Genomic DNA, 17516 nt, shown 5'->3' with positions numbered 1-17516 from the left:
ATCAATTGCATAACTAGAGGCATCTATTCCAAAAAACTTTTGTAATCATAGTTTTCACTCTATTCCCGCTTAATTCTGTGCGATTAGTATGGTTTTGTTTTCACAACATTTAACTTGAAGGAATAAGGAAAACTATGAAGAAGTCACTGGCAGCACTAGGTTTGGCGTTGGTATTTACAGGAACAGCTTACGCAGCAAGCTGGGGTTACGAGGGGAGTCACGGGCCTGAGCATTGGGGCGAGTTTGCGTCTGAATGTTCCAAAGGTCAAAACCAAAGCCCAATTAATATTGTCTCCGCAGCAGAAGCGAAGTTAGACAAATTGCAGTTCGACTACCATGGCAAAGCAATCTCATTGCTCAATAACGGCCACACCCTGCAAACCAGCCTAGAGGGTGACAACACACTGTTGATTGATGGCAATGCATTCACGTTAAAGCAGTTCCACTTCCATACTCCGTCAGAAAACCATGTGGATGGCAAAGAATACCCTTTAGAAGCGCACTTTGTGCATGCTGATACAACTGGCCATTTGGCGGTTGTGGCCGTGTTTTTTCAATCCGGAAAAGCGAACCCAGATTTAGCGAAGTTACTAGCAAACATACCAAGTAAAGATCAAGGTGTAGAGATTAAATTGCCATTTGAAGCGGATGCGTTGCTTCCAAAAGACAAAGCGTATTATCGCTTTAATGGCTCACTAACGACACCGCCATGCTCTGAAGGTGTGCGTTGGTTGGTGATGAAAGAAGCACAAACCATTTCCCCTGAGCAGATTAAAGCGTTTACGAAAGTGATGGGGAAAAACAATCGTCCTATCCAACCATTGAATGCTCGTATGGTGTTGATGCAACACTAACCAATCCAAGCAAATAAAAAATGAAAAAGCCCGCTTAAATAAAGCGGGCTTTGTTATTGGTATTGGTGGAAATTAGAAGCCGTGATCTTCTTGCTCTTCAGCTTTTATCATTTGAACTGGGTCGAGCTTGAGTGTTTGAGTTGGGAAGGCGATATCTGCTTCGTGTTCTTTAATGATGTTAATTACTTGAAGAAGAACATCCTGTTTAACCTCATGGTATCTCACCCAATTCACGGTTTTTGTGAAGGTATAAATGAAGAAATGCAGTGACGATGGACCGAACGTATCGAAGTTGACGATAAGCGTTTGGCGTGCATCAATATCTTTGTGATTCTTAAGCATCTCTTTCACCGCTGTAATGATTTGCGGCATTTTTTCGGCGTCGTCGTAACGAAGTCCAATTTTTTCGTAGATGCGTCGGTTTAGCATGCGAGATGGGTTTTCTACGACTATGTTGCTAAACACAGAGTTTGGCACATAAAGAGGGCGCTTGTCGAAAGTTCGTATGATGGTCATTCTCCAGCCAATTCGCTCTACCGTACCTTCAATTTGGCGATCAGGAGAGCGGATCCAGTCGCCAACTTTAAACGGACGATCGAAGTAGATCATAAGGCCACCAAAGAAGTTCGACAGCAGATCTTTCGCCGCTAAACCAACGATTAAACCACCGACACCACCAAAGGTGAGCAATCCTGACAGTGACAAGCCAAACGCCTGCATCACAGTGAGAATTCCGACGGTAATAAAGAACAAGCGCGCGACTTTAGCTATCGCTTGTACTGTGGTTTCATCTCGGTTTTTTTGTTCTAGGACGTACTCTTCAACATTGGTGATGAGTCGCATAACGGTCCAGACGAAGATACTGATCACCAAAATCAGTTTCAGCGTGCTTAACCAGTTTATTTTATCGTTGAGCTCGCTCTCTAATATGATGCCGATAGAGACGGTTGCTGGCCAACACCAAATGAGTGTACTGACTGGCGCTTTTAGCGCATCAAGCAACATGTCATCCCAGTGGAAAGGGGTTTTCTCTACTAGTACTGCGAGACGAGAGCGGATCAGTCGCCAAGCTATCCAAGCAATAAAGCTGGCGAGTGTAATGAAAAGGACACTCCCACTCCAATCTTGATGAGATGTTTCAATATAGCTTTGCAAATCGGTAAACCACTGTGACATATGTAACTTCTTTCTAGTGAACCATGGAAGGAAAGGTAGCAGATATTACTCCTTCACCCCAGTGATTTCCTTTAAATCATTTACTTATGTTTAAATCGCCTGAAGTAGGCTAGTTCGTGAGGTGAAAAGTGAGTGGTCGAAACTGGGTGATGAGCCGCCGTTCCATTCGTGCGCGGAGCTTCGTCATCTCCGATATGCGTTGATATTTGAACGATCAATTATAACTTCTCTGACTTATCGCTAACATTTATCTTAAGTAAGTGTGAGAGTGTATTGGCTCTTGAATTAGCGGAGGCAGATATGGAATTTACAGAGCTGGATCGAAACGCGCTCTACGACATCTGGATGTCACAAAAAGCCAAAATGCACATCACTCAAATGGAAATGGCGAAGCGCCTTGGTTTGAGTCTACACGAGTTTTCTGGCTTGTTACGTGGTAATTCTCCACTGACGCTAGGTTTTGTAAAACAGCTATGCGAGCAGCTACATGTACGTCCTGGTCAGGTGATTCCGTCTTTGACGGAGCGTGATCTATCTGCATCTGGTACGGTTTATTTACAAAATCGTGTGACGGTGGATGGCGATATCAGTAACGTGTTTATCGACGGAAACCAAGTCGTGATCGAGTACGTTCACCAAGTTAGTTAGCTTGCTCGTCAAATTATCGGGTTGAAGAGCAATAAAAAAACGAGCCAACAGTGGCTCGTTTTTTCGTTTCTGTTTTTAATCGCCTGCAAAGATTATGGGATTTTCACTAGCGAATCGCGAGAAAGATCCGCGATAGACTTCGCGCCAGTAAGCGTCATAGCTACACGCATTTCTTTGTCGTACAGATCCAGTAGGTTTTCAACGCCTGCGCCGCCTTGTGCAGCCAATGCGTACACAAATGAACGACCAAGCAGTGTGCAGTCAGCACCCAGCGCGAGCATACGAACCACATCAAGACCAGTACGGATACCAGAGTCAACAAAGATCTTAAGATCGCCTTTTACCGCATCTGCAATGCTTGGTAGTGCTTTAGCACTTGAAAGCACGCCATCTAACTGACGACCACCATGGTTAGATACTACAATGCCATCCGCGCCGAAACGTACCGCATCTTTTGCATCTTCTTCGTCGAGGATGCCTTTGATGACCATAGGGCCATCCCAAAAGTCACGAATCCACTCAAGATCTTTCCAGGAGATAGACGGGTCGAAGTTTGCGCCTAACCAGCCGATGTAATCTTCTAGTTTTGTTGGTTCGCCGCGATACGTTGAGATGTTACCTAAGTCGTGCGGCTTACCAAGTAGACCCACATCCAGTGCCCAGCTTGGGTGGCGCATCGCCTGGAAGACACGACGCATGGCTGCGTTAGGACCACTCATACCTGAGTGCATGTCACGGTAACGCGCGCCAGGAACTGGCATATCAACGGTAAACACCAGCGTTGTGACGCCCGCAGCTTTTGCACGCTCAAGCACGTTCTTCATAAAGCCACGGTCTTTAAGCACGTAAAGCTGGAACCACATTGGACGTTCAATTGCAGGTGCGACTTCTTCTATCGGACAAACCGAAACAGTCGACATAGTAAAAGGGATGCCTTTTTTCTCGGCTGCTTTTGCTGCTTGCACTTCGCCTCGGCGCGCGTACATACCAGTTAGACCAACAGGAGCTAGCGCGATTGGCATTGCCAGTTTCTCACCGAAGATCTCGGTTTCTAGGCTCAAATCTGTCATATCGCGTAGGACGCGTTGGCGAAGAGCGACATCACCCAAATCGTCAGTATTACGCTTCAGCGTGCGTTCGTCGTAAGAACCGCCATCAATATAATGGAATAGAAACGGGGGAAGCTTGGCTTTTGCGGCAGCGCGGTAGTCAGTAGAAGCTGAGATAATCATAATGGTGTCCTAGCGGTTATTCTAAGCAAAGTTGTGGAGCAATTTGCTCTTTCGTTGAGCCTTCATCGCAAAGCAGTGAAGGCATCAAAGTGAGTATAGTTACCTATGGTTCACTTACTTTTGAACTGCTGATGTTGGTAACTCATTTACATAATTGATTGAAAAATTTTGTTAAATCACTCAATCAGTTATACAAATTGGAAAGGATGACACAGCTGCCGGGGGGATTGATGTAGCAAGCTAAATCAACATGTCGGGGTAGTAGTGCTGACAGCTGTGTCAAATTAGGCAGGGCTACAAACCCTGCGTTTCGCGTTACTTCATCAAGACATCCGTCATTTGGAGGCCGTAAATCAACACCAAACCAATAATGCCCGTCATTACAATGTAGTAGAACGTAGGGATAATCGTCTTACGTAATGTCGCGCCTTCACGGCCAAGTAAGCCTACGGTGGCTGATGCGGCAACAACGTTGTGAATCGCAATCATGTTACCTGCGGCTGCGCCAACGGCTTGAAGCGACACAACAATCACACTCGAAATAGACAGTGTTTGTGCCACTTCGAATTGGAACTGGCTGAACATCATGTTTGAAACCGTATTTGAGCCAGCGATGAACGCACCCAGCGCACCAACGGTGGCACTTAGTGCTGGGAACGCAGAACCGACAAGGTCAGAGGCAAAGTTCGCTGTTGTGACCGGCATGCTTGCTAGGTCAGCGCCGTTAATACCAGAGTTGATGAAGATACGAACCATCGGGATGGTAAATACCAAGACAAACCCCGCGCCAATCAGTGTTTTGCTTGACTCGCCAAACGCTTCACGCAATGGCTTTGCGCTGCCGCTTTGTAACATTGCGGCAAGCAGTGCGACAAACACGAGGATGCCACCTGGCAGGTACAACGGCTGAATAGCGGCACTCACACCAGTCTCACCAAGAATATTGCTGAACGACAAACTTACGCTTTGTACAAAGCCTTTCAGTTCCGGACTTACGCGGCTTGCGACGAGAATCACCGCCAGCATTACATATGGTACCCAAGCTTTTACAATGCTCATTGGCTTGCCTGGATTGTCGTTTAGATCGACTTTTAGCGAGCCCAGCCATTCAGCAGGCCATTTGTCTTCGCTTTCGAAATCCCACTTAGTCTTTGGTACTAAGAAGCCTTTTTTCGCTGCGGTAACAACAATAGAAAGACCAACCAAACCACCGATTAGTGAAGGGAATTCTGCGCCCAAGAACACACCAGTTAACGCGTATGGCACAGTGAAAGAGACGCCTGCGAATAAAGCAAATGGTAGAATATCCAGACCTTCACTCCAGCTTCTGTTCTTGCCGAAGAAACGTGTTAACATCATCGCCATTAATACAGGGATCATCGTACCTACAACAGCGTGAATCACAGCAACGTGCGCGGTGATATCTTGCAGGTACATTTCCCATGTTGCGCCTTGTGCAGCCAAAGACTCACTGATGTTATGCGTGTCTAAACCTTTGTTTACACCCACGATGATTGGCGTACCCACCGCACCGAATGAAACAGGCGTTGACTGGATCATCATACCCATTAGGACAGCGGCTAGCGCAGGGAAGCCGATTGCAACCAGTAGTGGTGCAGCAATTGCTGCCGGGGTACCGAACCCTGATGCGCCTTCAATGAATGAGCCAAAACACCAAGCAATGATGATGGCTTGCACACGGCGGTCAGCTGAAATATCGGTAAATCCATTACGGATAGTGGTGATCGCTCCAGTGTGTTTTAAAGTGTTGAGCAAGAAGATGGCACCAAACACGATCCATAGAACAGAGACAGTAATGCCTAGCCCTTGGAATACAGAAGCCAGTACGCGATTGGCTGACATATCCCAAAACATTAGAGCAATAGCGACGGTTAAACCGAACGCAACAGGCATGGCTTTTTTAGCAGGCCAGTTGAGACCAACCAATAAGATGGCGGCAACAACAATTGGCGAAAATGCCACTAGGGCAAGTAGGGTTTCACTCATTTGTACATCCTTCGTACGCTGACTTCTCGAACGGTGTCAATCCGCTGTAGAGGTGACTTTTTGTTGTAATGGTTTTGTTAATTTGGCGTGAATTTACTCCTTTATTTTTTGTTGATATAGGGAAATAATGAAAATAATTAATTCCAAAAGTGACATAATCGTATGAGAGCAGACGACTTAATCCTATTTTCTCAAGTAATCGAACTGGGCAGTTTTAGTAAGGTTGCAGAAGCAAATAACCTTACAAATTCGGTAGTTAGCAAAAGAATGGCAAGGTTGGAGGAAGAGATAGGGGCGCAGCTATTATATCGAACAACGCGTAAATTGACCTTAACCGAAGCAGGTAAGGTGTTACTCCACAGTGCTAAAAATGTGAAGCAGGCCACTCAGGAGGCTATGGACGCTGTTGCAGGCTTTGGAGAGAATGTGAGCGGTCACATAAAAATGTCCGTGCCTTGTATCTCTGGAGATTTGATACTTGCTGATGCCGTTGCGGAATTTTGTAACCTTCATCCGGGTCTGACCGTGGACATGTCATTGGATAACCGCTTTGTCGATTTGGTGGCTGATGGTTACGATTTAGTCATTCGAACTGGCTACCTAGCCGATTCCAGTTTGATCGCACGACATATTCTCGATTCCCAATGGGTGGTATGCGCGTCCCCTTCATATATCGCTAAAAATGGAAAGCCGATCGAGCCGATTGATCTCACCACGCACAATTGTCTGCAATACGCTTACCAAACCACAGGTGCAACAGACTGGGAGTTTAAAGGCGAAGATGGTAATTACATCGTCAAAGTATCGGGCTGCTTTTCTACTGATAATGCGACCGCATTACGTAAAGCCGCTCTGGGCGGCCATGGTATAGCTTACGTCCCGCGATGCTTGGTGTATCACGATATTCGCAATGGCCAACTGGTGGATATTTTTCCTGAACTAGTGGGTAAAAAGTTGGGTATCTATGCGGTGTACCCGTTTACTCGTCAACCACCGAATAAAGTGAAACTGCTTATTGAGCACATTCGTGATCGTTACTTAACGATATCTCATTATTTCTAGTTCCTTCATAGATTTAAAACAATGTCGTTGAAATCAATATTGGGTGCTCTAAGGTAATCACCGCAATAAAACGATATGAAAATAAACAACTTAATAAAAACAACGGAGTAACACGGACGTTATGCATTACCCAAAAACACGTAAAGACTCTGTCGTGGAGACTTACTTTGGTCACGACATTGCCGACCCTTATCGCTGGTTAGAAAATGATCGCAGCGAAGAAACCGCACAATGGGTTTCGGGTCAAAACTCGGTAACATTCGATTTTCTTGGTCAGATCCCGTATCGCCAACAGATTCGTGACTTGGTCGCAAACAGTCAAAATTACGAGAAATACTCTCAGCCATTTTTGCGCGGTGATTATACTTACTTTTACAAAAACGACGGTTTGCAAAACCAAAGCGTGCTTTATCGCCGTAAAGGGGAGGGAGAAGCCGAAGTCTTCCTTGACCCAAATACGTTCTCTGAAGAGGGCACGACCTCTCTTGGCGAAGTCAGCTTCTCGAAAGATTATCGTTTGGTCGCGTATTCCATCTCGGAAGGGGGCAGTGATTGGCGCAAGATCTTTGTTATTGATGCGGAAACCAAAGAACAGTTAGAGCCTGAGATTGTGGATGCGAAGTTTACGTCGATTTCTTGGCGGGGCAGCAAAGGCTTCTATTACTCAAGCTATGATAAGCCGCAAGGCAGTGAGTTATCTGCGCGAACTGAACATCACAAGCTTTATTATCATGAACTTGGTACACCTCAGTCTGAAGATAAAGTGATTTTCGGAGAGTTGGATACGCAGGTTCATCGTTATGTGTCTGGTACCACGACGGCAGACGACCGCTTCCTCATTATTTCTGGCGCAGAATCCACATCGGGTAATCGTCTGTTTTATATCGATTTACAGTCTGAGTCCCAAGCGATTGTGACGCTTCGTGATACAACGCAAGGCGACACCTACTTGATTGATAGTCAAGACGAAACCTTGCTGCTTTACACCAACCTAGATGCGCCGAATGGCAAAGTTGTCAGCTACAACACCCGAACAGCGCAATGGATGGATGTGATTGCCGAACAAGAACAGCCGTTAGAAATCAGCAAAGGTGGCGGTTATCTGTTTGCGACTTATATGGTGGATGTACTTTCTAAAGTGCAGCAGTTTAACTACCAAGGTGAATGGATTCGAGATGTTGAACTGCCGGGAGAGGGTACGGCTTATGGTCTAGCGGGTAAAAAAGAAGAAACCACGCTGTATTACACCTTTACTAACTACGTGACGCCACCGACGATCTTCTCATTTGATGTTGAGTCTGGTGAATCGACGCTGTTTCAAGAATCAAAAGCGCCATTCGATCGCAGTGAGTATGAATCAAAACAGGTGTTCTACACCTCAAAAGATGGCACGCAAGTTCCGATGATCATCTCATACAAGAAGGGCATCGCGCTTGATGGCAGTGCGCCAACCATGCTGTATGGTTACGGCGGTTTTAACATCAGCCTCACTCCGATGTTTTCTGGCAATGTGGCCAACTGGCTGGAATTGGGTGGTATTTACGCTGTAGCCAACATGCGAGGCGGCGGTGAATACGGTAAAGCTTGGCACAACGCAGGCACTCAGCAGCAAAAGCAAAACGTATTTGATGACTTTATTGCGGCGGCGGAATACCTGATTGAAAACGACTACACTAGCTCCGAGCGTCTAGCGATTCGTGGTGGTTCAAATGGCGGCTTGTTGGTTGGTGCGTGTATGACGCAACGTCCTGAGTTATTTAAAGTGGCGCTGCCAGCCGTAGGTGTGCTTGATATGCTCCGTTACCACACGTTTACGTCTGGAGAAGGCTGGAAGTATGACTATGGCACGTCTGAGCAAAGCGAAGCGATGTTCCAATACTTGCTAGGCTACTCTCCTGTTCACAATGTAAAAGAAGGCGTGCAGTATCCTGCGACATTGGTGACAACCGCCGATCACGACGATCGTGTGGTTCCAGCACATTCGTACAAGTTTATTGCGGAACTGCAAGACAAGCAGCAAGGTGCTAATCCAGTATTGATACGCATTGATGTCAATGCTGGTCATGGTGCAGGGATGCCGCTGAGTAAGCAAATTGACCTCACCACAGACGTGTATGCATTTACGTTACATAATATGGGTATTGAGTCGATTTAATGCCTTAGTTGCTCGAAGCTTCTGAGAATAAAAAATGCCGCGACACTGTCGCGGCATTTTTCATGGTTGGGGGAACTCAATTCATACTGTTTGCTTGTATGTGAGCCAGGTTGACTAAGTCTGACTCTTGAACCAACCAGTCTCGGCGGCCAAACCGAAAGGCAGCTACGCCATTCTTAAGACAAGATGAACTTATCACCTTTTCTTAATCCTAGTTTATGAATATGAAACTGTGATGAACCTAAGCCGCATTGTGCTGATTTTCACTGTTTTCAAGATCAAATGAGGCATCTATCAGTTTTTTCGTGTAGTCATTTTTAGGGTTTTGGAAAATATTTTCGGCCGTACCTTGTTCCATGACCTCGCCCTTTTGCATGACTAGAACACGATCAGAAAGGGCTTTGACGACTGATAGATCGTGGCTAATAAACAAGTAGCCAATATTATGCTTTTTCTGCAAATCTTTCAGAAGGTCAATCACAGTCAGTTGAACTGAGCGGTCCAATGCAGAGGTCGGCTCATCAAGCAAAATAAACGAAGGTTCAAGGATCAGTGCTCGCGCGATAGCAATACGCTGACGCTGGCCTCCTGAAAACTCGTGCGGATAACGGTTGATGGACGCGGGATCTAAGCGAACCTCTCGAAGCACGTCGCGTGCTTTCTGCATACGTTCTTTTTTACTCAACGTTGGCTGGTGGACAGTTAATCCTTCAGTGATGATCTCGCCGATAGTCATACGAGGAGAAAGCGAACCATAAGGGTCTTGGAACACCATCTGAACGTCTTTTTTCAGCTCAAAACGTTCTTTGTTTGTTAGCAAAGCCATATCTTGGCCTTTGTATTCGATTTTACCTGTGGATGGCAAGAGACCTATCAATGCGCGGCCGAGGGTAGACTTGCCTGAACCGGATTCCCCAACAATCCCGAGTGTTTCCCCTTGTTTAAGCTCAAGAGAAATGCCTTTTACCGCTTCGAAGTACTCATTTTTACTGGCAATAAAATGCGACTTTATCAAGAATTTGACTCGTGTATCGTCAGCTTTTAATAGTTGTGTAGCACTCTCGCTAATAGGGTCCTTACTGCCTTTTGGAATAGAATTGATCAGCATACGTGTGTATTCGTGTTTTGGATCTTCGAAGAGTGTTTGCGTTTCGCCTTCTTCGACGATTTCCCCTTTACACATCACAATGACACGGTCGGCAAAGTGTTTTACAACGCCTAAATCATGAGTAATAAAAAGTATCGCCATGCCCATCTGAGCCTGAATTTCTTTAATCAGGTGCAGCACTTCTGCTTGAACCGTGACATCCAACGCCGTTGTTGGTTCGTCGGCGATCAAAATATCGGGCTCGTTAATCAGTGCCATCGCAATCATGATGCGTTGCAACTGACCGCCAGAAAACTCGTGCGGATATTTGCTGTACGCTTTCTCTGGCTCTGGCATGTGAACCAGTTCAAACAGCTCTAACACTCTCGCTTTGGCTTTCCGTCTATCCACTGGACGGTGGCACATGATGGCCTCAGCAACTTGGATCCCCACCCGCATGTATGGGTTCAGTGAGGTCATCGGCTCCTGAAAAATCATACCGATACGATCACCGCGAACGCTTTGCATTTCACGCTCCGTTTTATCCAAGATGGAGCTACCCTCAAACATGATGGATGAGTTCGTATGCAAAATAGCGTTGTCTGGCAATAGTTTCATCAGTGCATTGGTTGATACTGACTTGCCAGACCCAGACTCGCCAACGATGGAAAGCGTCTCGCCTGCTTTTAAATCGAAGCTAACATTCTTTACTGCATCGACGATCCCATCGTTTGTCGTAAAGCTGACCGATAGGTTATTCACCGAAAGAATGGTTTTAGAAGACATCACAGATCCTTGTGGTTGATAAAGCAAATGATACTCAAGCAATGGACAGCACAAACCTAGCTGGCCTCAATGCTTGGGCTTTAGATTAATTATAAAGGTGAGAAGGCGAAGACTTTGCCGAACTCATCGCTTGTAAATGCAAAAACTGCTCATGTGCGCGCGTCACATGGTCTAGCTCAATCATCCATTGAGCATTGCGTTGAGCAGAGCAAAATGCCGCCATATGAGCTAACAAGTCTTCACTTTGTTGACCAAGTAAATGACCCACACGTTCAATAAGTTCATGATTCTCTAGTTGCAAGAATTGGAATAGTGCGTACGTTTGATTGAGTGTTGAAAAAGCATCGTGCTGTAATCCGAGTTTGTTGAGAATCTCCGATTGTGCGACGCATGCATCTCTAAGCCCGGTGATAAGACAGACAAACTGACAAGGTTTGGTTTGAGCATTTTCGAGCGTCGAATGAATGTGGTTCGGTAGATTGCTGAGTACATCGTCGTATAAACGATGTGCCTCGGGCCAGTGGCCTTGTTCCATCAATTGCTCTGCTTTCAAGTAGCGCATCCAGCATTGCTCAATATTCATGTCCATCTCCACAAGAGTTGATTTGTTTTGATATTAAATGAAATTGATTATCAATTGCAAGTGAGTATTGATATCACTTTTATGCTCATAAAATGTCCAATCAAACTAGGGTGGAAGGTAAATCACTTAAAATTAAGCAAATAATCTCTACACTCAAATGACGAAAATAAGAAAAAAGGAAGTGGATATGGCAATACTAAGATTGGAAGCTAAGCAGCTATATTCTGTAGCAGATCTAGAGAATATGCCATGTAAGTCGACCAAGGAGTTACCTCCAATTGATGAGATTGTGGGCCAAGAGCGCGCGCAAAAAGCGGTCGAGTTTGCGATGTCCATCAAAGAGAAAGGGTATAACATCTACGCCATTGGTCAGAATGGGCTAGGTAAACGCACCATGATCCTGCGCTATCTGAATCGTCACCAGCACGATGCAGCAGCCTTGTTTGATTGGTGTTACGTTGCGAACTTTGAAGATACCCGCACACCCAAGGTATTGAAGCTGCCTTGTGGTATCGGGAATAAGTTACGTGTTGATATTGAAGCCTTAATGGGCAAACTACTGAATGCTTTACCCCTAGCGTTCGACAATGAAATGTACTTTAGCCGCGCTGAGCGATTAAAAAACCAATTAGCGGCGAAGCAACAAAACGAACTGGACCGCATTAGCCGAGAGGCAAAAGAGAAAGGCATTAGCTTGACGCTTACCACACAAGGCGATTATCAGTTTGTTGCCATGAATGGTGATGAGCTTCATACGGAAGAGTCTTTTGATGCACTAAGTAAGAAAGAGCAAGAGCAGTTCAGCGATGCCATTGATGAACTCGAAGTACGATTACGTTCGATGGTCCGTGAACTCACAGAGTGGGAAGAAACTTACAGCGACAAAATCAAAAAGCTTAATGATGAAGTGACGCTCGATGTGATTACTCACTTCATTAAAAAGCTCAAAGTGGATTACGCGGAATATTCTGAAATCAAAACGTACTTAACTGAGCTGCAAAAAGATATTGTTGAAAACGCAGATATCTTCCTTGATCAAAGTGGTGAGCAAGGCGAAATTGCGACGGCGTCGTTGGATAAAAAATTACCACGTCGTTATAAAGTGAACGTCTTGGTAAGCCGCAACAGCAGTGACTTTCCTATCGTTGTTGAAGAAAACCCCAATTACCATTCGCTCTTCGGTTCGATTGAGACAGCCACTTTCAAGGGAACCGTGTTTACCGACTTTTCGCTGATTCGTGCGGGGAGTTTGCATAAGGCGAATGGCGGCGTTCTGTTAATGGATGCACAGAAAGTGCTTGAACAGCCTTACGTTTGGGATGGTTTGAAGCGCGCACTGCGTGCTCGTCAATTGAGCTTTACCTCCCTAGAAAAAGAAGTGACATTGACAGGGGCGGTATCACTCGATCCCGAGCCTATCCCGCTCGATATTAAAATCATTCTGTTTGGTGACTACCGAACTTATCAATTGCTGCAGCATTACGATCCAGAGTTCAGTGAGTTGTTCCGAGTGACAGCGGATTTTGAAGATGAGATGAAGCGAACGCCAGAGTCGGAACTGCACTATGCGCGCTTTATTTCTAGCGTCGTGAACGATAACAATATGCTGCACTGTGATAGAAAGTCCATGGGACGGATTATCGAATACAGTTCACGCTTGTCTGGTGATCAAACCAAGCTATCACTCCACTCTGCCAATATTGCGAATTTATTACGTGAGTCAAACTACGTTGCTCGTCAAGCCAACTCCAACATGATCCGTATCGGTCATGTGGAAGAGGCGCTCAAGAACCAAGAAATGCGAGTGAGCCGATTACGCGACAACGTGATGGAAACGTTTGTTAACGGTACAACCTTGATTCGCACTGAAGGGAAGGCTATCGGTCAAGTGAATGCCCTCTCGGTATTAAGTACCAGCGACTACATGTTTGGTGCGCCGAATCGCATCACCGCGACGACGTGTTACGGCGATGGGGATGTTATTGATATCGAACGCAGTGTGGATTTGGGCGGCAGTATTCACTCTAAAGGCGTGATGATTCTATCGGCCTACTTGTCTTCCGTGTTTGGTAAAACGGCGCGAGTACCATTAACCACAACGATTACGTTTGAGCAATCTTATGGTGGTGTCGACGGTGATAGTGCCAGCATGGCAGAGCTATGTGCTGTAGTGTCTGCTTTTTCAAAGCAACCAAACCGACAAGACATTGCGATTACAGGCTCGATGAATCAGTTTGGTGAAGCTCAGCCGATTGGTGGTGTGAACGAAAAAATTGAAGGCTTTTACGATGTGTGTGTGATTAAAGGTCGTCATGAAGGGCAGGGGGTCATTATCCCGCAATCTAATGTTCATAACTTGATGCTCCGTTCCGACATCGTGAAAGCAGTAGAAAAAGGTGAGTTTAATATTTGGGCGATTGATCATGTCACTGAAGCCATCGAGCTGTTCACGGGGAAAGTCGCCGGTGAGCCAACCGATGAAGGTTCTTATCCAATAGATACGATTTTTGGCCTTGCTCAAGCTAAGCTCAATTCGTTGAGAAAATAGCCTAAAACCGTCCTAAATGTGAATGTATCTCATCATAAGTGATCACAATTTATCATAACGACAATATCCCGACACCACTGTCGGGATATTGTCAATAACAGATTGAAAATGGGGACTTTTTGTACTAGACAAAAGTGTGATCGACCTCTAATATTCGCCACTTGTTTATTCGTCTGGGAACTTTCCCGTCGCAAGGAAGCATAGATATTCAAATAACCGAAATGCAGCTTCAGTATTGAGAGTTGCTTGAGTTCGTTTGGATATAGGCATCACGCATACAACTGAGGTCCAGTCATGCAGTTATCACTGAAAAATTTGTCAGTACGAACGCAAATTTTGGTTCCGGTATTATTTACCGCGATTGTTTTGTTTATTGCTTTGTGGATTACTAAAAACAATCTTCAAGCTGAGCAAGATGTTATTGCTTCCAACCAAGAGTCTTTGGTTTTCCATAAAGACACTTTGGCGCGTATTGACGATGAAATTTATCCACTTCGTATTACAGCGGTTTACGCTATCTACGACGCTTCCCGTCGTGAAAATTTTCTTAATGAATTGAAAGAAGGCTTAAAGCAGGTTGAAGCTGATTTAAGTGCGATTGAAGCTCGTAATCTGTTTCGTGAAGATGCGATTAAAGTTCGCCAAGCGATCGAAGCCTATGTTCGATATTCAGAGCGCTCAGTGGCTTTCTTTAACCAGTACGATCAAGGCTTGAAATCGGACAGTGAGTACCGTGCATTCATTAAAGAGTACCGTAATGTTGGCCGAGAAATGGTTCAACAAATCAATACTCTGTCGAAGCATGTGAATGATCAAGCAGAGCAGTCAACCATAAGAAGCCATCAACAGAATGAGCGTGTACAAAACAACGCTATGCTGACAGTTCTTGCGGTATTTGCGTTCTCATTGGTGGGGGCGTGGATCTTATCAGGCATGATTGTTACGCCTATTCAAAAACTTCAAGAAGTGATGCGTCAGTTAGCAATGGGCAACTTGTCAGTTCGCGCAGATGTAGACGGTGATAACGAAATTGCGAAGCTGAGCAAAGATGTTAACCAAACAGCAGAACAGCTTTACAACACGGTCGACCAGCTAACTCGTATCAGTGAAGAGGTTGCATCGGCATCGACTGAGCTTGCCGCAGTAATGACGCAAGCAGAAGCGAATGCTCAGCTAGAGCTCGCTGAGATCGAACAAGTTGCATCGGCTGTTAATGAACTTGCTAGCACGGCAAACAACGTGAGCGATAACGCAACGTCTGCGGATTCGACAGCTCGCGAAGCTGATGGTCTTGCGCAATCAGGTCTGGCTATCTTCCAAGAGAGCGCAGAAGCAAGCGCACAGATGTCTCAGGCATTGAACGATGCAGCGCAAGTGGTACTGCGTTTAAAAGAGCAGTCGGTTCAGATCAACGACGTTATTGAAGTGATTCGCGGTGTCTCTGAGCAGACCAACTTACTCGCATTGAACGCTGCGATTGAAGCAGCGCGTGCTGGTGAGTCTGGTCGTGGTTTTGCGGTTGTTGCGGATGAAGTACGTATGCTCGCGGCACGCACGCAAGACTCGACTCAAGAGATCCAAACGATTATTGAAGAACTTCAAGCGCAGTCTGGGCTTGCGAATGACAGCATGCAAGTCAGCCTTGATATGCTCAGTCGTAACAACGAACTGACGCAACAAGCGAATGAGGCATTGGTTGGTATTACCGAGTCGGTAGCCAACATTAACGATTCAAACACGCAAGTGGCAACCGCAGCCGAAGAGCAGTCTCAAGTCACTCAAGACATCAACCGCAACGTGGTTAACATGTCTGAACTCGTTAACCAGAATGTGGCGGGTATTAGTCAAAGCGCAAGCGCGAGTACTGAGCTTTCATTACTTGCAGAGAAGCAGAAAGAGCAATTGAGCTTCTTTAAGCTTTAATTCGCTATTCGCCTAACAAAATGTATAAATCCCTGAGCTATTGCTTGGGGATTTTTTTGTTTGTGAGAAACTGATTTAAAATCAGGAAGTCTATCTAAAACAGTCATTTAGTGAAAATATTTTGCGAGCAAAATCACATATAATGAGATTGTTTTTACATTTTTTGCGTCAATTTTTTTTTGACGCGAACGATTTTTTTACCTCAACCGATAACTTGATGGTTGAGAGGTATTCATATCGTCATTTTACTTGGTGTTTTCTTCTATAAGTGCTGTTTATTCAACGCGTTGCGTGAAAAATAACAGCTGCTACTATGCCGCCAGTTTTCTCGTTGGTACAGAAAAGTCCTGTTTTTCTGGTGAGAAAATACATATAAAACAATGATATGGAAAATAACAATGAAATTAAAAACTTTAGCTGTAGCAGTGGCGCTAATGGCATCAGGATCTCAAGTTGTCGCTTCAGAACTATACAACCAAGATGGCACTTCTCTTGAGATGGGCGGCCGCGCTGAAGCGCGTCTTTCTATGATGGATGGTAAGGCAAAAGACCGTACTCGCATCCGTCTTAACTTCCTAGGCAAACAGGAAATCAATGAAAACCTATACGGTGTTGGTTTTTGGGAAGGTGAGTTCGAAACAAAAGAAGAAGGTGCCGTAGATAACAACAGTGACCTTGAAACTCGTTATGCTTACGCAGGCCTAGGCGGTAAATACGGTGAAGTAACTTACGGTAAAAATGACGGTGCATTATTCGTTCTTACTGACTTTACCGATATTATGGCTTACCACGGTAACACTGCAGCACTTAAGCTGCCTGTATCTGACCGTACAGACAACATGCTTTCTTACAAAGGCCAATTCGAGCAACTAGCTGTACGTGCTAGCTACCGCTTTGCTGACCGTACAACAGACGTGAATGGTTTTGCAGATAACAACGAAGATGGCTTCTCTCTATCTGGTATCTACGCATTTGCTAATACTGGCCTTGAACTAGGTGCTGGTTATGCAGACCAAAACGACAGCGATGAGTTCATGCTTGCTGCTGCATACTCTGTAGGTGATTTCTACTTCGCTGGTAACTACACAGGCGCAGACGTGGATGTTGCAGGTGAGTCTGCGGATTACAAAGGCTACGAACTAGCTGCATCATACACTATGGGTCAAACTGTATTTACTTCTACGTTCAACAAAGGTGAGCTAGAAGATGCTGATACTGTAGAAAACCTAGCTGTTGATGTTACTTACTACTTCAAGCCTAACTTCCGTGGCTACGCATCATACAACTTCGATCTAATGGATAACGAAGGCGCTGATGAAAAAGATGAGCTAGCGCTAGGTCTACGTTACGACTTCTAAGTCGAAACTGTTATCTAAGATTCTGCCTTATTCTTAGTAAACAAAACCCCTTACTTTACAGTAAGGGGTTTCTTGTTTTCCGGGTATCAAAACTGGC

The 17516-nt window shown here is 45.2% G+C and carries 12 protein-coding genes; 7 read left to right on the top strand and 5 right to left on the bottom strand.

Annotation, left to right across the window (positions count from 1 at the left end; translation table 11 throughout):
• The first annotated feature begins 134 nt into the window (after positions 1–134).
• Complete coding sequence (locus MSG33_RS06340; protein ID WP_104972908.1) at positions 135–854, top strand: carbonic anhydrase; 720 nt, start codon at positions 135–137, stop codon at positions 852–854.
• Between the two features lie 72 nt (positions 855–926).
• Here MSG33_RS06340 and MSG33_RS06335 read toward each other — a convergent pair whose 3' ends face one another.
• Positions 927–2030 (bottom strand): mechanosensitive ion channel family protein, encoded by a 1104-nt coding sequence (locus MSG33_RS06335; protein ID WP_046875767.1) that lies wholly within the window; start codon positions 2028–2030, stop codon positions 927–929.
• A gap of 300 nt (positions 2031–2330) precedes the next feature.
• Between MSG33_RS06335 and MSG33_RS06330 the strand changes: the two genes are divergently transcribed.
• Entirely contained in the window at positions 2331–2678 is a 348-nt protein-coding gene (locus tag MSG33_RS06330; RefSeq protein WP_005375109.1) for a helix-turn-helix transcriptional regulator, read from the top strand.
• A 92-nt stretch (positions 2679–2770) separates the two neighbouring features.
• Here MSG33_RS06330 and lldD read toward each other — a convergent pair whose 3' ends face one another.
• Positions 2771–3910, bottom strand: coding sequence for an FMN-dependent L-lactate dehydrogenase LldD (lldD, locus tag MSG33_RS06325; protein WP_005383962.1), 1140 nt, complete (start codon positions 3908–3910; stop codon positions 2771–2773).
• Positions 3911–4225: 315 nt separating this feature from the next.
• Positions 4226–5917 carry an L-lactate permease gene (locus MSG33_RS06320; protein WP_006741952.1) on the bottom strand — a complete coding sequence of 564 codons (1692 nt, stop codon included), beginning with the start codon at positions 5915–5917 and terminating at the stop codon, positions 4226–4228.
• Positions 5918–6079: 162 nt separating this feature from the next.
• Here MSG33_RS06320 and MSG33_RS06315 point away from each other — a divergent pair, with 162 nt between their 5' ends.
• Together MSG33_RS06315 and MSG33_RS06310 are read left to right on the top strand one after the other, a co-directional pair.
• Positions 6080–6979, top strand: a complete 900-nt coding sequence (locus tag MSG33_RS06315; protein ID WP_005375112.1) for a LysR family transcriptional regulator — start codon at positions 6080–6082, stop codon at positions 6977–6979.
• Between the two features lie 121 nt (positions 6980–7100).
• Positions 7101–9134, top strand: a complete 2034-nt coding sequence (locus MSG33_RS06310; protein WP_248380298.1) for a prolyl oligopeptidase family serine peptidase — start codon at positions 7101–7103, stop codon at positions 9132–9134.
• 241 nt (positions 9135–9375) lie between these two features.
• Here MSG33_RS06310 and MSG33_RS06305 read toward each other — a convergent pair whose 3' ends face one another.
• The gene (locus MSG33_RS06305) at positions 9376–11007 is read right to left on the bottom strand and encodes an ABC transporter ATP-binding protein (protein ID WP_248380297.1); all 1632 of its coding nucleotides are present in this window, start codon (positions 11005–11007) and stop codon (positions 9376–9378) included.
• An 85-nt stretch (positions 11008–11092) separates the two neighbouring features.
• Entirely contained in the window at positions 11093–11590 is a 498-nt protein-coding gene (locus MSG33_RS06300; RefSeq protein ID WP_248380296.1) for a hypothetical protein, read from the bottom strand.
• Between the two features lie 187 nt (positions 11591–11777).
• Here MSG33_RS06300 and MSG33_RS06295 point away from each other — a divergent pair, with 187 nt between their 5' ends.
• The 3 genes from MSG33_RS06295 (at position 11778) to MSG33_RS06285 (ending at position 17419) form a co-directional block, all read left to right on the top strand.
• Positions 11778–14138, top strand: coding sequence for an ATP-binding protein (locus MSG33_RS06295; RefSeq protein ID WP_005394880.1), 2361 nt, complete (start codon positions 11778–11780; stop codon positions 14136–14138).
• A 294-nt stretch (positions 14139–14432) separates the two neighbouring features.
• Positions 14433–16061 carry a methyl-accepting chemotaxis protein gene (locus tag MSG33_RS06290; RefSeq protein ID WP_005394881.1) on the top strand — a complete coding sequence of 543 codons (1629 nt, stop codon included), beginning with the start codon at positions 14433–14435 and terminating at the stop codon, positions 16059–16061.
• Between the two features lie 398 nt (positions 16062–16459).
• A complete protein-coding gene (locus tag MSG33_RS06285; RefSeq protein ID WP_104972902.1) occupies positions 16460–17419 on the top strand; it encodes a porin in 960 nt (319 codons plus the stop codon).
• Positions 17420–17516 lie beyond the last annotated feature (97 nt).

Origin of the sequence: Vibrio sp. 1CM7H, assembly GCF_023161645.1 — a bacterium.
GTDB classification, from domain to species: Bacteria; Pseudomonadota; Gammaproteobacteria; order Enterobacterales; family Vibrionaceae; genus Vibrio; species Vibrio diabolicus.
The sequence above is the reverse complement of the archived record's forward strand: the minus strand, read 5'-3'. Positions and strand labels throughout refer to the sequence as shown.

Coding starts and splice junctions, on each gene's coding strand:
- MSG33_RS06300 (WP_248380296.1), bottom strand. CDS start 11,590: ATGAATATTGAGCAATGCTGGATGCGCTACTTGAAAGCAGAGCAATTG.
- MSG33_RS06285 (WP_104972902.1), top strand. CDS start 16,460: ATGAAATTAAAAACTTTAGCTGTAGCAGTGGCGCTAATGGCATCAGGA.
- MSG33_RS06330 (WP_005375109.1), top strand. CDS start 2,331: ATGGAATTTACAGAGCTGGATCGAAACGCGCTCTACGACATCTGGATG.
- MSG33_RS06315 (WP_005375112.1), top strand. CDS start 6,080: ATGAGAGCAGACGACTTAATCCTATTTTCTCAAGTAATCGAACTGGGC.
- MSG33_RS06320 (WP_006741952.1), bottom strand. CDS start 5,917: ATGAGTGAAACCCTACTTGCCCTAGTGGCATTTTCGCCAATTGTTGTT.
- lldD (WP_005383962.1), bottom strand. CDS start 3,910: ATGATTATCTCAGCTTCTACTGACTACCGCGCTGCCGCAAAAGCCAAG.
- MSG33_RS06310 (WP_248380298.1), top strand. CDS start 7,101: ATGCATTACCCAAAAACACGTAAAGACTCTGTCGTGGAGACTTACTTT.
- MSG33_RS06340 (WP_104972908.1), top strand. CDS start 135: ATGAAGAAGTCACTGGCAGCACTAGGTTTGGCGTTGGTATTTACAGGA.
- MSG33_RS06335 (WP_046875767.1), bottom strand. CDS start 2,030: ATGTCACAGTGGTTTACCGATTTGCAAAGCTATATTGAAACATCTCAT.
- MSG33_RS06305 (WP_248380297.1), bottom strand. CDS start 11,007: ATGTCTTCTAAAACCATTCTTTCGGTGAATAACCTATCGGTCAGCTTT.
- MSG33_RS06295 (WP_005394880.1), top strand. CDS start 11,778: ATGGCAATACTAAGATTGGAAGCTAAGCAGCTATATTCTGTAGCAGAT.
- MSG33_RS06290 (WP_005394881.1), top strand. CDS start 14,433: ATGCAGTTATCACTGAAAAATTTGTCAGTACGAACGCAAATTTTGGTT.